Source organism: Deinococcus aerophilus (genome assembly GCF_014647075.1).
Taxonomy (GTDB): domain Bacteria; phylum Deinococcota; class Deinococci; order Deinococcales; family Deinococcaceae; genus Deinococcus; species Deinococcus aerophilus.
The window spans coordinates 1-16,522 of the sequence record NZ_BMOM01000002.1 but is presented as its reverse complement, the minus strand read 5'-3'; the positions used below and the strand labels follow the sequence as shown (position 1 = coordinate 16,522).

The 16,522-nt window shown below is 67.4% G+C and carries 14 protein-coding genes and 1 other RNA gene; 3 read left to right on the top strand and 12 right to left on the bottom strand.

Annotated features, from left to right (window positions below; genetic code table 11):
- Positions 1–75: 75 nt before the first annotated feature.
- The 7 genes from IEY21_RS01625 to IEY21_RS01595 form a co-directional block, all read right to left on the bottom strand.
- Positions 76–1,146: an ABC transporter substrate-binding protein gene (locus IEY21_RS01625; RefSeq protein ID WP_188900664.1), complete on the bottom strand. Its 1,071-nt coding sequence runs from the start codon at positions 1,144–1,146 to the stop codon at positions 76–78.
- 98 nt (positions 1,147–1,244) lie between these two features.
- Positions 1,245–2,237, bottom strand: a complete 993-nt coding sequence (locus IEY21_RS01620) for an ABC transporter permease (RefSeq protein WP_229752780.1) — start codon at positions 2,235–2,237, stop codon at positions 1,245–1,247.
- Complete coding sequence (locus IEY21_RS01615) at positions 2,201–3,082, bottom strand: ABC transporter permease (RefSeq protein WP_229752779.1); 882 nt, start codon at positions 3,080–3,082, stop codon at positions 2,201–2,203. Before IEY21_RS01615 ends, IEY21_RS01620 begins: the two co-directional genes overlap by 37 nt.
- Before the next feature lies 1 nt (position 3,083).
- Positions 3,084–3,836, bottom strand: coding sequence for an ABC transporter ATP-binding protein (locus tag IEY21_RS01610; protein WP_188900662.1), 753 nt, complete (start codon positions 3,834–3,836; stop codon positions 3,084–3,086).
- Between the two features lie 68 nt (positions 3,837–3,904).
- Complete coding sequence (hydA, locus tag IEY21_RS01605; RefSeq protein ID WP_188900660.1) at positions 3,905–5,326, bottom strand: dihydropyrimidinase; 1,422 nt, start codon at positions 5,324–5,326, stop codon at positions 3,905–3,907.
- 54 nt (positions 5,327–5,380) lie between these two features.
- Entirely contained in the window at positions 5,381–6,760 is a 1,380-nt protein-coding gene (gene preA / locus IEY21_RS01600; RefSeq protein WP_188900658.1) for an NAD-dependent dihydropyrimidine dehydrogenase subunit PreA, read from the bottom strand.
- Positions 6,753–8,081, bottom strand: coding sequence for an NAD(P)-dependent oxidoreductase (locus IEY21_RS01595; RefSeq protein ID WP_229752777.1), 1,329 nt, complete (start codon positions 8,079–8,081; stop codon positions 6,753–6,755). Before IEY21_RS01595 ends, preA begins: the two co-directional genes overlap by 8 nt.
- A 437-nt stretch (positions 8,082–8,518) precedes the next feature.
- On the opposite strand from IEY21_RS01595, the gene IEY21_RS01590 reads away from it, so the two are divergent.
- The 3 genes from IEY21_RS01590 to IEY21_RS01580 all read left to right on the top strand — a co-directional run bounded on the left by IEY21_RS01590 (position 8,519) and on the right by IEY21_RS01580 (position 11,268).
- Positions 8,519–9,520 (top strand): sugar phosphate isomerase/epimerase family protein, encoded by a 1,002-nt coding sequence (locus IEY21_RS01590; protein ID WP_188900654.1) that lies wholly within the window; start codon positions 8,519–8,521, stop codon positions 9,518–9,520.
- Positions 9,521–10,717 carry a Gfo/Idh/MocA family protein gene (locus IEY21_RS01585; RefSeq protein ID WP_229752775.1) on the top strand — a complete coding sequence of 399 codons (1,197 nt, stop codon included), beginning with the start codon at positions 9,521–9,523 and terminating at the stop codon, positions 10,715–10,717.
- 359 nt (positions 10,718–11,076) lie between these two features.
- Positions 11,077–11,268: a hypothetical protein gene (locus tag IEY21_RS01580; RefSeq protein ID WP_188900652.1), complete on the top strand. Its 192-nt coding sequence runs from the start codon at positions 11,077–11,079 to the stop codon at positions 11,266–11,268.
- 100 nt (positions 11,269–11,368) lie between these two features.
- Here the strand turns inward: IEY21_RS01580 and IEY21_RS01575 are convergent, their stop codons facing one another.
- From IEY21_RS01575 to IEY21_RS01555, 5 genes are all read right to left on the bottom strand, one after another.
- Positions 11,369–13,303, bottom strand: coding sequence for a putative bifunctional diguanylate cyclase/phosphodiesterase (locus IEY21_RS01575; protein ID WP_188900650.1), 1,935 nt, complete (start codon positions 13,301–13,303; stop codon positions 11,369–11,371).
- Positions 13,304–13,420: 117 nt separating this feature from the next.
- Positions 13,421–14,188: a nitroreductase family protein gene (locus tag IEY21_RS01570; protein WP_188900649.1), complete on the bottom strand. Its 768-nt coding sequence runs from the start codon at positions 14,186–14,188 to the stop codon at positions 13,421–13,423.
- A gap of 242 nt (positions 14,189–14,430) precedes the next feature.
- Positions 14,431–14,787: a transfer-messenger RNA gene (gene ssrA, locus IEY21_RS01565) on the bottom strand.
- A gap of 188 nt (positions 14,788–14,975) precedes the next feature.
- The gene (locus IEY21_RS01560; RefSeq protein WP_188900648.1) at positions 14,976–15,833 is read right to left on the bottom strand and encodes a tyrosine-type recombinase/integrase; all 858 of its coding nucleotides are present in this window, start codon (positions 15,831–15,833) and stop codon (positions 14,976–14,978) included.
- Between the two features lie 148 nt (positions 15,834–15,981).
- The gene (locus IEY21_RS01555; protein WP_188900647.1) at positions 15,982–16,431 is read right to left on the bottom strand and encodes a YdeI/OmpD-associated family protein; all 450 of its coding nucleotides are present in this window, start codon (positions 16,429–16,431) and stop codon (positions 15,982–15,984) included.
- Positions 16,432–16,522: the final 91 nt, after the last annotated feature.

Here is a 16,522-nt window from a genome sequence, read left to right as displayed (position 1 = left end):
GCCGGGGTCCGGAGAAGATCAGGGGCATGCCGCCCACCTTACGCCTCCGTTCCCCTGAGCTCCCTGGGTCTGGGCTTACCTCGCCTTCTTGCCAGTGGCTGCCTCCCACACGCTGTAGTTCACGGCCCCGGCGCTGGGGGCGCTTTTCAGGATGCCCAGGTCCATGAGCAGCTTCACGTTGGCGTCGTAGGTGACCCGGTCGAGCAGTCCCGCGTTGCCCTTGAGGGTCTGTCCGGCGCGGTATAGCTTGGCGACCTCGGCCATCTGCCAGGTCTGGTGGCCGCTGGCGCTGGCGCGGGTGCCTGAGCCCTTGCAGGTGTTGCCGCAGTTCACCAGCACGATCTGCACGGCCTCCTTCTGGTTCGCCACGGCGTAGTTCCAGCCCCTGAGGGTCGCGCGTATCAGCTTGGCGGCCACCTGTTGCCCGCTCAGGCCGCTGTTCTTGAAGTTCTTGCTGTCCAGCGTCCGTTGGGTGGTGAACATCAGGTCCTCGAGCAGGTTGATACCGAAATCACTGACATTGAAGATCTTGAGCCGATCCAGCGGATAGCCCAGCCCCACGATCTGGTCGACCTCGTTGTAGGTCATGGCACTCACCAGATCGACCTTGTCGGGAAAGACCAGGCTGGGGTCGAAGGGGTACGTCACCGCCTGCACGCTGGGGTTGGCCACCGTGCTGTCCAGGCTGGTGCTCAGGCCGTACTTCTTGAGCAGGGCCACTGCCGGGTACTCGTTGCCGCTGGGCCACACCCCGATGCGCTTGCCCGCGAACTGCTTGGGATCGGTGAGGTTGCTGGATTTCAGGGCGACCAGGGTATAGCCGCTCTTCTGGAACAGCTGGGCGATGTGCACCACCGGCAATCCCTGCTGGCGGGCGGTGAGTAGGTCGGTGATCCAGGTGGTCCCGAAGTCGGCTGCGCCCGTCGCCACCGTCTGGATCGGCGACTGGTCCCCAATGGGCAGCAGCGTCACGTCCAGGCCCTCGGCCTTGTAAAAGCCCTTGGCCTGGGCCACAAAGAAGCCCGCGAACTGCGCCTGTGGAAACCACTTGAGCTGCACCTTCACCGGCACATTGGCGGCGCCCGCCGTCGCCAGGGCAGAGGCGGCGAGGACGGCAGACAGGGCGGACAGGACGCTTCTATTCATGGATTCCTCCGGGCGCGCAGGGCGCAGTGGGTGACGGTGAGAGGAGCATCGGTGCACGGGAGACGGAGGGGCCGTTGAGGAGTGAAATAAGGCGGCGCTCAGCGCCGGCGGGCATGCCAGCCCGTGAAGCGCGCCTCGAGCCAGCTGACCGCGCCGTAGAACGCGATGCCCAGCACCGAGGCGATCACGATGGCGGCCCACACGATGTCCAGGTTGAAGCGCCCAGCCTCGATCTGGATGCGGAAGCCCAGCCCCTGGCCGGTGGTGCCGAAGAATTCGCCGACGATGGCGCCGATGAGGGCCAGCGTGCTGCCGATCTTGAGGGCATTGAACAGGAAGGGCAGGGCGCTGGGCACCCGCACCAGCCGGAACGAGGCGGCAGGCGTGACCGCGTAGGTCCGCATCAGGTCCAGCAGCAGGGGACTGGCACTCTGCAGGCCGCGCACCACGTTCACCACCACCGGAAAGAACACCGTGATGCCCACGATGATCGCCTTGCTCGTCCACTCCAGGCCGAAGGCTTTCACAATGACCGGGGCCAGCGCCACGATGGGAATGCTGGAAAATAGCCCCGCGTACGGCAGCGCTCCGCGTTCCAGAAAGGGAAAACGCACCGCCGCCAGCGCGACCAGAATTCCGGCCCCCGCGCCGAACAGGTACCCGACGAGCGCCTCCTGCACGAAGGTCACGCGGGCGTCTCCCAGCAGCACCGCGCGCGAGGTCGCCAGGGCGGTGAGCACCCGCGTCGGCGTGGGAATCAGGCCGGGCGGCACTCCGTAGGCGCGCAGCAGCGCCTCCACTGCAATCAAGGTGAGCAGCGCGGCAAGCAGCGCCGGAACCAGGCCGGCGGTGCGGCGGGCGATTCGGGCCAGGCCGGAGATTCCGCCCGCCAGCCCCACAACGAGCAGGACCACGCTCAGGCCCCGGCGCTCCGGGGGTACGCTGTCCAGAGCAAACCCCCAGACCGTCCACACGGCGCTCAGCAGCAGGGCCACGCCCAGCCCGAGCGTCAGCCAGCCGCCCAGGCCGGGCCATCTGCCCGCCGGCCCCCGCCCTAGCGTGACTGCCCGGCCTGCCACGGTGTCACCCACCTTTCCACCATGCCCAGCACGGCCACCAGCGCGATCCCCAGGCCCGCGCCGTACAGCATGATCACCCACAGCGCCAGCGTGTCGGACGCCCGCGAGTTCTCGGCGAGCATTTTGCCCAGCCCGGAGAAGCTGATGGTGCTGATCTCGGCCACAATCGAGCCAATCAGGGCGGCGGTGGCGCCCACCTTCAGCGACGTGAACAGAAACGGCACGCTGGCGGGCAGCCGCAGCGTCCAGAAGGTTTGCCAGCCCGAGGCACGGTAGGTGGTGAGCAGGTCTTCCTGCATGGGGTCGGGGCTGCGCAGGCCCGCCGCCACGCCCACCGCCACCGGAAAGAAGGCGATGTACGCGGCGATCAGCGCCTTGGGCAACCAGCCCTGCACGCCGTACTGCCCCAGCACCACCGCCAGCATCGGCGCGAGCGCGATCACCGGTACGGTCTGCGAGGCGATCAGCCACGGCAGGGTCACGCGTTCGAAGGCGCGGCTGGCGACCAGGGCCACGGCCAGTCCCACCCCCAGCACCACGGCGATCAGCAACCCCACCAGCGTCTCGCCCGCCGTGACCAGCGTGTTGTACGGCATGCTGGTGGGGGCCAGCGGCGGCACGCTCATGGCGCGCAGGCTGTTTCCCAGCTGCGCCGGGGCAGGCAGCACCGGATTACGCAGCCGGGTGGCGCACGACAGGGCCGTCTGGCAGTCCAGTACCGCTCCGCTGTCCAGGGTGCGCTGCGCCGCGCCCACGTTCACGGCGAGCATCAGGGGCCAGTACAGCAGCGCGGCGAGCAGCGCCACGAGCAGCATCGGACCCAGGCTGCCGGCCATCGGGGAAGGGCGCGCACGCACGCTAGCCGGCTCCATCAAATCCGTGGCCCCGGCGCAGCAGTTCGCGCACCTGGGTCGCCAGCTCAAAAAAGCGTGGGGTCTCGCGGGTCTCCAGGTTGCGCGGATACGGCAGGTCGATGTCGACAACCCCCTCGATCTTGCCGGGCCGCGCGGTCATCACGACCACCCGGGTGCTGAGAAAAACGGCCTCGCCGATGCCGTGGGTCACGAACACCACCGTCTTGCCGGTTTCCTGCCATAGCCGCAGCAGTTCGCCGTTGAGGTGTTCACGCGTGATCTCGTCCAGCGCACCGAAGGGCTCGTCCATCAGCAGCAGCCCTGGATCGAAGGCCAGGGCGCGGGCAATACTCACCCGCTGCTGCATCCCGCCGGAAAGTTGCCACGGGTAACGGCCCGCAAAACCCTCCAGCCCAACGAGTCTCAGCATCTCGTGGGCGCGGTCCTGTCTCTGGGCCTTCGGGGTGTTCATCACGTCCAGCGGCAGCAGCACGTTGTTCAGCACGGTGCGCCATTCCAGCAGGGCCGGAGCCTGGAAGACGTAGCCGTAGGCTCGGGCCTGCCGCGCCTGCGCGGGCGTCTGGCCGCCCACCAGCAGTTCGCCGCTCGTCGGTGTGATCAGGTCGGCCATCAGCCGCAGCAGCGTGGTCTTGCCGCAGCCGCTGGGTCCGATCAGGCTGACGAACTCGCCGTGTGCGATGTCCAGGTTGGCGTCCTGTAGGGCCACCGTGTCGCCTCCGGTTCCTCGGAAGACCATGCTCAGATTCCTGAGGTGCACGGCAGGCTGCACCGCGTCTTGCACGGCCGGGGACAGCGAGGGGGCTGTCAACCCCGCTCCCGTTCCCGGCGCGCACCTTCGTTCGCCCCGTCGGCCACGCGCGGCGGACGGCGCAGCAGTTGCCCGCGCCCGGGGTCGCCCACGAATTCCCCGTCTCGCACGGCGATCTGGCCGCGCACCGTTACCACGCGGGGCCGCCCCTCAATCTCGAAGCCCTCGAAGCCGCTGTAATCGTTGTTGACGTGCGAGGTTGCCGCGCTGACCGTGCCGCGGTAACCCGGGTCGTAGATCACCAGATCGGCGTCCGAGCCGACCTGCACCGCGCCCTTCTTGGGATACAGCCCGAAGATCTGCGCGGCGCGGGTGCTCGCCGCGTCCACGAAGCGGTTCAGGCTCAGCCCGCCGCGGCACACGCCGTAGGTGTACAGCAGGTTCACGCGGTCCTCGATGGCCGGGATGCCGTTGGGAATCAGGGTGAAATTGCCGTCGCCCATTCGCTTCTGCTCCACGTCGAAGGGGCAGTGGTCGGTCGCCACCGTGTCGATGTCCCCGTTCTTCAGGGCCTTCCACAGCGCCGCCTGATTGGCCCTGTCGCGCAGCGGCGGGCTCATCACGTATTTCGCTCCCTCCACGCCGGGCCGCTCGGCAAAGGTCCTGTCCAGCAGAAAATGTGGAATCACCGATTCGATGTGCAGCTTCACGCCGCGCTGCCGGGCGTCGAGCGCCGCCTTCAGGGCCCGGGCATTGGACAGGTGGACCACGTAGCCCTCCGCGCCGGTCATCTCCAGAAAGGTGGCGAAGTGGGCGGTGCCGTCGGCCTCGACCTGCTCGGGGCGGCTGGGTTCGTGCCACTCGGGGCCGGTCTTGCCCTCGGCCAGCAACTGGGCCTGCAACTGCGAGACCAGCTCGGCATTCTCGCAGTGGGCCGTGACCACCACGCCCAGTTCTCGGGCCAGCTTCAGCGTGTTGAACAGCGCCGCGTCCTCGATTCCGAACGCGTCCTTGTAGGCCAGGAACACCTTGAAGGAGGTCATCCCGCCGGAGACCAGTTCGCGCAGCGTCTGCTCGGTCTCCCCGTCCCAGCGCGTCACCCCGATATGAAAGGTGTAGTCGCATGCGCTGTGGCCGTGCGCCTTGTCGGTCCAGGTCTGCCACCCGCTCCTCAGCGTTTCGCTGGCGGCGGGGGCGAGCATCTCGATGAAGGTGGTCGTGCCGCCGATCAGCGCGGCCTGCGAGGCGGTCGCGTGGGTGTCCTTGGCAAAGGTGCCCATGAACGGCAGATGCACGTGGACGTGCGGGTCGATGAAGCCGGGGAAGACGTACTGGCCCGACGCGTCGATGACCTCCGCACCGTCGGGCACGTCCAGCTCCTCCCCGATCTGCGTGATGGTCTCGCCCTCGATGAGGATGTCCGCCGTGTACCGTTGGTCCGAAGTGACGATCTCGCCGTTCTGGATGAGCAGTGCCATGGGTCTGACCTCGCGGGATGGAAGGTGGGGGAGGGGCGCTGGCCGGGGGGGAGGTCAGTGGATCTCGATGCCCTGCTCCTTGCGGTAGGCCATCATCGCCTCCCAGCTGCTGGCGATCTCGGGACGCCGGGCAGTGAGCTGATCCCAGCTGACGTGCTCCTGGGTGCTGGGCACACTGACCATCTCTATGCAGCCGTCCACCGGACAGACGTTGGCGCACAGCGCGCAGCCCACGCAGTCGGGTTCGCGCACCACGGGCGTGGGGCGGGTGTCGGCCACCGCCCGGCCATTGACGCGCGGGTCGTAGCCGGGATTGACCCGCACGCCGCCCGGGGCCACCAGATCAATGCACTGGTGCGCCGTGTCGTTGCAGGCCACGTAACACAGGTTGCACTGGATGCACCGGTCCGGGTCGATGCGCGCGACCGCCTGATAGCCCAGATCCAGCTGACCGAAGGTGCTCACCTGCGGCAGCGCCCGCCCGGTGAGGTCGGGAAGCGCCGCAAAGCCCTTGTCGTCCATCCAGTTGCTCAGGCCGTCGATCATGTCCTCCACGATGCGGTAGCCGTGGTGCATGGCGGCGGTGCAGACCTGCACGGCCCCCGCGCCGAGCAGGAGGAACTCGGCGGCGTCGCGCCAGGTCTGGATGCCGCCCATGCCACACACCGGCACGCCGCTCCTGAGCACGCCCTCGTCGGTCAGCAGCTCGGTGAGCATGTTCAGCGCAATCGGCTTGACCGCGGGCCCCGCGTAGCCGCCGTGGGTGCCGCGCCCGCCGATGCTGGGGGTGATCTGCAGGGTGTCGAGGTCCACGCTCATGACCGAGTTGATGGTGTTGATCAGGGACAGGGCGTGTGCTCCGCCCGCGATGGCGGCGTGTGCCGAATCGGTGATGTGCGTGACATTGGGCGTGAGCTTGACAATCACCGGCAACCGGGTGATGGACGTGACCCAGTGGGTGTTCAGCTCGCACATCTCGGGCACCTGCCCCACCGCCGCGCCCATGCCGCGCTCGCTCATGCCCTGCGGACAGCCGTAGTTCAGCTCGATGCCGTCGGCGCCGGTGTCCTCGATCATCATGACGATCTCGCGCCACGCCTCGGGGCTGGCGTCCACCATCGCCGAGACGATCACGGCGCGGTCGGGCCACAGCCGCTTGATCTCGGCGATCTCGCGCAGGTTCACGTCCAGCGGGCGGTCGCTGATGAGTTCGACATTGTTGATGGCGAGCAGCCGCTGCCCCCCCACGCTCAGACCGGCGTAGCGGTTGCTGATGTTCAGCACCGGCGCGCCGATGGTCTTCCACACCGCTCCGCCCCAGCCGTGCTCGAAGGCGCGGTGAATCTGGGCGCCGCTGTTGGTGGGCGGCGCGGAGGCCAGCCAGAACGGATTGGGCGCGCGGATACCGGCAAAATGGACAGACAGGTCAGCCATGGGCGGCCTCCAGGGTGGATGAAAGCAGGCGGTGGATGGCGGCGGCGGCGTACTTGCCGTCCTGCACGGCCATCACGGTGCTGGCGGTGCCGCGGGCGCGCACGCAGTCGCCGCCGGCATACACGCGGGGCATGCTGGTCTGCATGGCGCCGTCCACGGCGATGTACCCGCCCGTGACCTCCAGCCCGAGTTCCACGGCCAGCGCGGGTTTCTCCTGGCCGATGGCCGAGATCACGGCGTCGCAGGGAACCACGAATTCGCTGCCGGGTAGCGGCCGCGGACCGGGCCGTCCGCCCGCATCCGGCGGGCCGAGCACCATTCGCACGCACTCCACGCCGGTCACGCGCCCGCCCCCCGAGAGCACCCGCACCGGCTGGGTCAGGAAGCGGTACCCAATGCCCTCCGAGAGCGCAAATTCATATTCGTGGCGGTACGCCGTCATCTCGGCCTCGGTGCGGCGGTACAGCATGGTGACTGATGCGCCGCGCCGCCGGGCTACCGTGGCCGCGTCCACGGCGGTGTTGCCCGCGCCAATTACCACGACGTTCTGCGCGTCGGGCAGCACTTCCGGGCGAATCTTGCTGTCCTCGATGTACCGCAGGCCGTCCAGCAGATGCTCCTCGCCCGGAATGCCCATCGCGGGCACCGCGCCCAGCCCCAGCCCCAGAAACACGGCGTCGTATTCGCTGAGCAGGACGTCCAGCCCGGCCCGGTCCGTCAGTTCATGTCCGGTCTGCACGTCCACGCCCAGTTCCCGCACCGCGTCCACCTCGCGCAGCGCCACCTCTACCGGTTCGCGCAGCACGATGATGCCGTAGGTGCTCAGGCCGCCGCCCAGCTCCCGCTTTTCGAGCAGCGTGACCGTGTGGCCCAGCTGGGCAAGCTCGGCGCTGACGCTCAGGCCGGCCGGGCCGCTGCCCACCACCGCCACTCTGCGTCCGCTGGGCGGCCCCGGCCTGAACAGCTGCACGCCGCGTTCCTGCACGTGGTCTACCGCATGCCGCTGCAGCCGCCCGATGGCGATGGGCTTTTCCTCGCTGTTCAGCACGCAGGCCCCCTCGCACAGCTCCTCGACGGGACACACCCGCGCACAGGTGCCGCCCAGGAAATTGGCCTCCAGAATGGTGCGCGCCGATCCGCGCAGGTTGCCCGTGGCGATCTTGCGGATAAAGGTGGGAATGTCGATGTGGGTGGGGCAGGCCTGCACGCACGGTGCGTCGTAGCAGTACAGGCAGCGGTGCGCCTCGGCGCTGGCCTCATGGGGGCCAAAAGGGGGCAGTAATTCCTGCAGTGCGCGGCTTGCGGCTGGGACGTCGGTCACAACGGGGCTCCTTCGCAGAGGGGTGCCCATCGGCGGACGCGGCGTGCATCCAGCCGGCAGGCGGGGCGGGCCGGTCCGATCCCTCACAGGAGACGTTTAACCGAATGAGAAGTATATTACGGTATTTTCATTATTACTTCAAGCAATACGGCCGAAAAGCACCATTCTGTTATGCAATTCGCCCCGAGTTTCCAGGACAGCTTGGGTTTCCAGGGCAGATGGTGCCGGGACAGACCGGTGGGTGGAACCCCTGCACTCCCGAGCCGAAAATTGGGTTTGACGGGGCCCATCTGGCCTCCTAAGCTGGAAAGACCGACAGCGTTCCCCACCACGTTTTGACGCTCCCGCCGGGGCCGGAAGACATTCGAGGTCGTCGGGAGCCCGCCGCACCCCGAGGTCCGCAGCGCTTCCACCGCCCCCCTTTTCCCGGAGGCCACATGCCCAGACCCCTCACCCTGTTTACCGGCCAGTGGGCCGATCTGCCCCTCGAAGAGCTGGCGCCGCTGGCGCGCGAGATGGGCTACGACGGCCTGGAACTCGCCTGCTGGGGCGACCATTTCGATGTGCGGGTCGCCCTGGAGGACGACGGGTACGTGGAGCGCAGACGCGAGCTGCTGGCCCGTCACGGCCTGAGCGTTCACGCCATCAGCAACCACCTCGTCGGGCAGGCGGTGTGCGATCCCATCGACGAACGCCACCGCGAGATCGTGCCCGCCCACGTCTGGGGCGACGGCGACCCCGAGGGCGTCCGCCAGCGGGCCGCCCGGGAAATGATGAACACGGCGCGCGCCGCCGCAAAATTTGGCGTGGGGGTGGTGAACGGGTTCACCGGCTCCTCCATCTGGCACAGTCTGTACGCCTTTCCGCCCACCCCGCAGGCGTACTGGGAGCGCGGGTTTCAGGACTTTGCCGATCGCTGGCGGCCCATCCTGGACGTGTTCGGGGAGGTGGAGGTCAACTTCGCCCTGGAGGTCCATCCCACCGAGATCGCCTTTGACCTCGCCACGGCCCGGCGGGCGCTGGAGGCCGCCGCGCACCCGCGTTTCGGCTTCAACTACGATCCCAGCCACCTCGCGTATCAGGGGGTGGACTACGTGAAGTTCATCCGTGACTTCGGCGACCGGATTTTCCACGTTCACATGAAAGACGTGTGGTGGGGCCACGGCAACGGCGATGTGGGCGTGTTCGGGGGGCACACCTCATTCGGCGATGCCCGGCGCTTCTGGGATTTTCGCAGCGTTGGGCGCGGCGACGTGCAGTTCGAGGAGGTCATCGCGGCCCTGAACGACGTGGGCTACGCGGGCCCCCTGAGCGTCGAGTGGGAGGACGCCCGCATGGACCGCGTGCGCGGCGCGGCGGAGAGCGCCGCCTTCGTGCGCCGGCTGGATTTCGAGCCGGCCGCCGCCGCCTTCGATGCCGCCTTCGCGCGGGAGCGCTAGGTGTCTCGGCTGCGCATGGGCATGGTCGGGGGCGGGGAAGGGGCCTTTATCGGGGCGGTCCACCGCATGGCCGCCGCCCTGGACGGCCAGATTGATCTGGTGGCGGGGGCGCTGTCGGGCACGCCCGAAAAATCACGCCGCTCCGGTGCGGCGCTGGGACTGGCTCCGCAGCGCAGCTACCCCACCTGGCAGACCATGGTGGAGGGTGAACTGGCCCGGCCGCCGGGCGAGCGCATTCATTTCGTCTCGGTGGTCACGCCCAACGACCTGCATTACCCGGTTGCCCGGGCCTTCGCTGAGGCGGGCATCCACGTGGTCTGCGACAAGCCCCTAGTCCACACCAGCGAGCAGGCCAGCGACCTGATGGCCGTGGTGCAGCGCTCGGGCGTGGTCTTTGCCGTGACCTACAACTACAGCGGCTACCCGATGGTGCGCGAGGCGCGGCACCTGGTCCGCGACGGCCGGCTGGGCCAGGTGCGTAAGGTGATCGTGGAGTACAACCAGGGCTGGCTCGCCACCCGGCTGGAGGAGACGGGCAACAAGCAGGCCGGCTGGCGCACCGATCCGGCCCGCAGCGGTCTGGCGGGGGCGGTGGGCGACATCGGTTCCCACGCCGAGCATCTGGCCGCCACCGTCACCGGCCTGGAACTGGAGGCGATCTGCGCCGACCTGACGACCTTCGTGCCGGGCCGGCAGCTCGACGACGACGCGAACATGCTGCTGCGCTACGCCGGCGGGGCGCGCGGCGTGCTGTGGTGTTCGCAGATCGGGATCGGCGCGGAGAATGATCTGCGGCTGCGCGTCTTCGGCACGCGCGGCAGCTTGTGCTGGCGGCAGGAGGAACCCAACACTCTGGAAGTGCAGTTTCTGGACGCGCCGCTGCAGATGTTGCGGCGGGGCAACCCGTACCTCAGCGCCGCTGCCCAGGCCGCGTCGCGCCTGCCCAGCGGCCACCCCGAGGCCTTCATCGAGGCCTTCGCCAACGTGTACCGCGGCGTGGCCGAGGCCATTCGCGCCCGGCTGGAGGGCCGCGCCCCCGATCCACTGATCGCCGACTTTCCCACGCTGGAGGAAGGTGCGCGCGGCGTGCAGTTCATCGAGCGGGTGGTCGAGAGCGGGCGCAGCGAGGTCAAATGGACCCCGGCCCGCTGGTCTTCTCCCGCCGCAGCGCCGCCGCAGTCTGCCCAGAAAGCCTGAGCTTATTTCTGCTTTGTGGCTTCTTGGGGGACGCGCGGCCCTCGCGCCCACTTAACTACAGAGGGCCTTGACTGCTGAAGCTCCTCTGGAGGCGTGGAGGTGGGGGCCGGCGAAGCGCTGCAGCCGCGTCTAAGGGAGCCATATGAGGCACTTGCAACACCACGGGCTGGGCGTCGTCCTGCTGGCGGGCATCGGCTGGATCCACTTCAAGGACATTCCGGACAAGCTGAACGAGACGGCCTACCTGGGCTGGCTGTACATCCTGCTGGTGGCCGGGTGCGCGGCGGCGGGGGCGTGGCTGCTCAGCTCACACTGGAAAAACGGGTACGCCCTGGGCCTGCTGATCTCGGGGGGCGATCGTGGCCTACACCCTGACGCGCACGGTGGGGCTGCCCCATGCGCACAGCGATATCGGCAACTGGGCCGAATCTGCCGGCGTCCTCTCCCTGTTGGTGGAAGCCGCCTTCGTGGTGCTGACGGTGGTCCAGCTGCGCCTCCCCGCCAGTGGCCCCACGCTGTCTCTGGCCCCCTCGGGCACCCAGTCACGCTGATCACCGCCGTGCCTTCCCTTCCCCGGCGAGTACTCGCCGGGGAAGTTTTTTGCGGGTATGCCGGTGTTGCCGGCCACGCCGGGGCGGGCCCGTGCGGCCTTCAGTTGAGGCGGATGTGGGGGGGAGCGTCGCCGGCCGTCACGTCATGGTGAAGCAGTTCGGTCAGGGCCTGGGCCTCCATGGGGCGGGCAAAGTGATAGCCCTGAGCGAAATCGCAGCCGAAGCTTCTCACGAGTTCCAGCTGACCGGATGATTCGATGCCCTCGGCGACCACCTGCAGGTCCAGCGTGCGGGCGATGCCCACGATCGCCTCGACTAGGGCCACGGCGTACTGCGGCGCGCGGCGCGGAGTGGCGAGATCCCGGATGAACGAGCGGTCGATCTTGATGCTGTTGATGGGCAGATCGCGCAGGTACGACAGCGAGGAATACCCGGTGCCAAAGTCATCGATGGCGATGCTCACGCCCAGCTGCCGCAGGTCGTGCAGCGCCGCGCGCACGGTGCTGGGCTGCTGCATCACCGCGCCCTCGGTGAGTTCCAGTTCCAGGGCGCTGGCCGGCAGGCCGCTGCGCAGCAGCGCGTTCTTGACCTGGGGCACAAAGCTGGGCTGCAGAAACTGGACCGGGGAGACGTTCACCGTGACGACCAGCGGCTGTCCCAGCAGGTCGCGCCAGCGCCGGGCCTGGGCGCAGGCGGTGTCGAGTACCCAGCCGCCCACCTGAATGATCTGGCCGCTCGACTCGGCCATGGCGATGAAGGTGCCGGGGGACACCGCCCCGAACTCGGGGTGGGTCCAGCGCAGCAGCACCTCGGCCTTGTGTACCTCGCCGGACGGCAGGTGGAAGATGGGCTGATAGACCACGCTCAGCTGCCCGCGCTGCAGCGCGAACTGGAACTCGCGCTCCAGCACCTTGCGCCGCTCCAGCTCGGCGTCGAGCGCTCCGTCGAAGCGGCGCACCCCGTTCTTGCCGCTGCTCTTGACGTGGTACATCGCCGCGTCGGCGTGGCGCAGCACCGCCTCGCTGTCCTGGGCGTCCTCGGGAAAGGCGCTCAGGCCGATGCTGGCGGTGAGCTGGACCTGCTGTCCGCGCACCAGAAACGGGCGGTTCACGCTCTCGAGGATGTGGTGGGCCAGGGCCAGGGCCCGTTGCGGTGGGGTGCCCCGGAAGATCATCACGAACTCGTCGCCGCTGATGCGCGCCGCGAGGTCGCCGCCGTTCAGAAACAGCTCCAGTCGGCCCGCAAATTCGCGCAGGGCGTCGTCGCCGGCACTGTGGCCGAGCGTGTCGTTGACCAGTTTGAAGCCGTCCACATCAATGAACAGCAGAGAGAAGGCCTCGTGCCTGCTGGTCAGAAGGTCCAGTTCTTCCTCGAAGCGCTGGCGGCTGGGCAGACCAGTCAGGAGGTCTGTGTGAACCATGCGCTGCAGGGTCTCGGCGCGCGCCTGGGCACCCGACAGCAGGTCCTTGTAGCCGATGAAGACATAGGTCAGGCACAGCAGGGTCAGGTTGGCGAGAATCAGCTCGGTGAGCGCAAAGATGACGCCCACCGACTCGCCGGTCCACACATGGCCCGCGGCGTAGACCACGGCGCACAGCACCATCCCCCCAAAAAAGGCCACGACGATGCTGCGCGCCGCGCGCAGGTTGGGAACGAACAGCGACAGGACATACACCGCCGGAATCCAGAAAAAAGACTCGGTCATCTCGGTCTGTACCGAGAGGCCGGCGGGCAGAAAGAACAGCAGATAGATCAGCTTGCACAGAAAGAAACCGCCCGAGAGCAGCACCAGCCCGGTGACCACCGCCGCTGTGGCATTGCGCCAGCGCCACAACGCGAACTCCAGGGCGCAGACGCCGGCGATCAGCAGCGGATAGGCCAGCCGGTCGAAGGGGGTGGACTGCCCGCTGACCGGGTCCAGCACCAGCCCGATGGCAAAGGCCAGCCCAGCGATCGGAATGGTCATCAGCAGGGTGCGGCGCCACCGGCCGCCCAGGTCGGGAAAGCCGGTCAGCGGGGGCGGGGAGGTCTGCATGTCCGGGTTACAGCCTAACAGCCCATTCCCACCAATTCCTGACGGTCTGGGGAGCCGTTCTGTACGCGGCTGCAGTCCGGGGAACGGTGGGCCCCGGCCGATCCCCTTTTGCCTGCGTCATTGTCCAGATGGACCCAGGTCAACCTGAAAGATCTCGGCCAGGGGTTTGCGGCTCAGCTTCGGCACGTGGGCGTCCGGGGCGGGGTAGCCCACCGGCATCACGATCAGCGGCTCCTCGTTGCGGGGGCGGCCCAGCAGTTCGCTCAGGTACCCCATCGGGTTGGGCGTATGGGTCAGGGTGGTCAGACCTGCGTGATGGATGGCGGCCAGGAACAGCCCCACGGCCATCGAGACACTTTCCACGGTGTAGTAGTTCTTGTAGGTCGTGCCGTCGTTCCGCAGCCCGTATTTCTCGCGGAACACCACCACCACCCAGGGAGCGTCCGTGAGGTGCTCCTTGACGTAGTCGGTGCCCAGCGCGGCGAGCGCCGAGCGCCACTCGTCGGTCATGCGCGCGGTATAGGTCCTGTATTCCTCGGCCTCCACCGCCTCACGGATGCGAGCCTTGAGGTCAGGGTCCTGCACCGCGACAAAGCGCCAGGGCTGGCGGTGGGCGCCGCTGGGCGCGGTGCCGGCGCTGAGGACTGCCCACTCGATCACCTCGCGCGGGACCGCGTCCCGGCTGAAGTGCCGGGTGGTGCGGCGGGTCTGCATCTCCTCGTAGAACGCCCGGGCCCGGGCCAGCGTCTCATCCGGAGAGCGCCGGGTGAAGGTCAGCGGCTCGAACTGCGGTTCCGGGAAGCCGGGATAGACCTCCTGAAAGGTGGGATGGTCCCGGCTTCCCTGCGGTGCCGTGGACCCGGAAGGTACGTCGGGACGGTCCATGCCCTAGGATAGCCGCCTCCCACTCAGGGAACCACTGCATGTGCTGTCTCAAATTGTGCTCCCATGGGACGGACAGCAAGGGGTGAGGGTCATGGGTGCGGTCTGGGCTGGTTGCATTCGGGGAGCAGAAGAGGGATGCGGAAAGCCCCAAGTCGGAGCTGTACGACTCCAGCTGTACGACTCCAGATGACTCCAGCCTCAAAAGAAATCCGCCCGCCGGGAGAGGCGGGCAGACTTCTGGATGGTGGAGACGGAGGGAGTCGAACCCTCGTCCGATGTTGCTTGAGTGGGCTTCTACGAGCGTAGTTCTCAATTTAGGTTTCAACGCTGGGCCGCCTGAGAACGGGCTGCCTTCGCGTCAAGTCTCTAAGTTTCGCCCGGTGCGCCGAGACAACGCACAGAACTAGCCATCTTTTGTGTCAGCTCGCGCAGCGCCAATGGCCGGGCTATGCGGTCGCTGGGCTGGGATTAAGCAGCCAGTGCGAAAGAATCGCTGTTGTTGCCAGTTAAAGGCTTGGTCGGATGATTTACGAGGCCAACGACCATCCTCGGCTCGCCACGTCACTGTCCACGAACACCGTCGAAACCGGGGCGTCCCCATGTGACCCCGGTATCTTAGCACCTTGGTGGAGCCGGGGACTGTGGTGGAGTTTTTAGGAAGATTTCCGGTCTCCATCATTCCTTCATGCCTGTGAGAACAACGCCGTCAATGGGGGCGCATTCCGGCACCTCTGGATTGCGCTTCTGCGGCGCCACGCTGATGCCCTGCACCGGTTGATGAACCTTGCTACGCGGGGCCGGGGCCGGACAGCTTCTTCCAGACCTCCACGGCTTTCAGGGTTCCCAGCCCCAGACGCTGCGCGACGGCGGCAGGATCTCCGGTCTGTTCCAGAATGCGCAGGCCGGCCGTGTTGCGCAGGGCCCGCCACGCCCGGTAGGGCACATTGGCCCGCGTGCACAGCCGGAACAGGGCGGCGCGCAGCTGGTGATCGGTCTGGAAGTCGAACAGCGGTCCCGTGGCCGCGAACAGATCGGTGTGCCCACGCTCCTGCCCGTATTCGCGCAGGGCTGCGTAGACCTGCGTGTCGGCCTCCAGATGGCGGCCCCGCACGTCCAGGTGGCCCGCGTGGGTATTGACTGCCTCCCAGCGCAGCGTCACCGTTTCCGGCCCGGTCAGTCCGACGTGCGCGCCCAGCAGCACCAGCAGCCGTTCGGTCACGTCACCATGTGCCAGGAGACGGGCGATCTCCGGCCCGGTATACAGGTCGCGGTGTTCCTCGGGTCGGTTGCTTGGCAGCTTCAGGCCCTCATAGGGATTGGGGCCGGGATGCTCCCCGCGCGCCATCAGGATGCCGTACAGCGTGCGCACCCGGGTCATGTGGTTGTGAACGGTGGCGGGCGTTCCCCGGTCCTGCAGATGGGTCTGATACGCCAGGGCGTCTGCCCGCGTGGCGTTCAGGACCGAGCGGGTCTCTTCGGCGCACCAGCGCAGAAAGACCCGCAGACTGGACAAGTAGTTCTTGCGGGTCAGCCCCCCCGCCTGACCGGGCAGCTCGGCACTCAGCAGATCGAGGAAAGCCTCATACTCCCGCCGTTCCAGATGGCGGCGCAGGGCGGAGGGAGCATTGTCAAACATCCTCTGCATCTTCAGAATATATACAAAATCGTCAACACTGTCTATCTCTGTTAATCGCAGCGTAGCTTTGCATAGATTGACTTGATGGAAGGGTGTCCCGACAGCGTCTGTCATCCCCGATGCTCAACAGATCTCTGGGAACCTCTGCTGTTATCACTTATCCGCTATCCGCCGTGAGTGTCTGAATGGCTTTCGCCACACGTCGGGCACGGGTCTCAGGGTTCTTGGTGCCTTCCACCGACAACACATGCTGGCGTTGCTGGCTGTACGAGAGGCGTTCAAAACGCTCCAGTGCGGCTGGCGTACCATCCAGCGCGGCCTGCAAATCGTCCGGCACCGTGACCTCACGGGGTTCAGTGTCCAGGTGCAGGGTGACGCTCACCTGGTCCCCGGCCTGAACGCCTGCGCCCTGGCGGTGTTCGGCGCTGACCGGCAGCATGTATCGGCCGCCCATGACCGCCACAGTGCTGCGGTACGTGTAGCCGTTCAGGATCACCGTCACGGCCGGTTTTTTCCCCGCGCCGAGTTCCGCCACGATATGTGGAGGAACTTCGATGCCGGTGGCCGCCTTGCGCTCCTGTTTCAGGACCGTCTCGAACGTGGGCATGGGTCTGTTGGTAGTGCTCCAAGAATCCCGTCAAGCGGCGAAGAGAGACCTCGCCGACGCGACCAGTTTATCCCAGGGATAGGCGTAGCCC

Coding starts and splice junctions, on each gene's coding strand:
- IEY21_RS01625 (WP_188900664.1), bottom strand. CDS start 1,146: ATGAATAGAAGCGTCCTGTCCGCCCTGTCTGCCGTCCTCGCCGCCTCT.
- IEY21_RS01610 (WP_188900662.1), bottom strand. CDS start 3,836: ATGGTCTTCCGAGGAACCGGAGGCGACACGGTGGCCCTACAGGACGCC.
- hydA (WP_188900660.1), bottom strand. CDS start 5,326: ATGGCACTGCTCATCCAGAACGGCGAGATCGTCACTTCGGACCAACGG.
- preA (WP_188900658.1), bottom strand. CDS start 6,760: ATGGCTGACCTGTCTGTCCATTTTGCCGGTATCCGCGCGCCCAATCCG.
- IEY21_RS01590 (WP_188900654.1), top strand. CDS start 8,519: ATGCCCAGACCCCTCACCCTGTTTACCGGCCAGTGGGCCGATCTGCCC.
- IEY21_RS01575 (WP_188900650.1), bottom strand. CDS start 13,303: ATGCAGACCTCCCCGCCCCCGCTGACCGGCTTTCCCGACCTGGGCGGC.
- IEY21_RS01570 (WP_188900649.1), bottom strand. CDS start 14,188: ATGGACCGTCCCGACGTACCTTCCGGGTCCACGGCACCGCAGGGAAGC.
- IEY21_RS01560 (WP_188900648.1), bottom strand. CDS start 15,833: ATGCAGAGGATGTTTGACAATGCTCCCTCCGCCCTGCGCCGCCATCTG.
- IEY21_RS01555 (WP_188900647.1), bottom strand. CDS start 16,431: ATGCCCACGTTCGAGACGGTCCTGAAACAGGAGCGCAAGGCGGCCACC.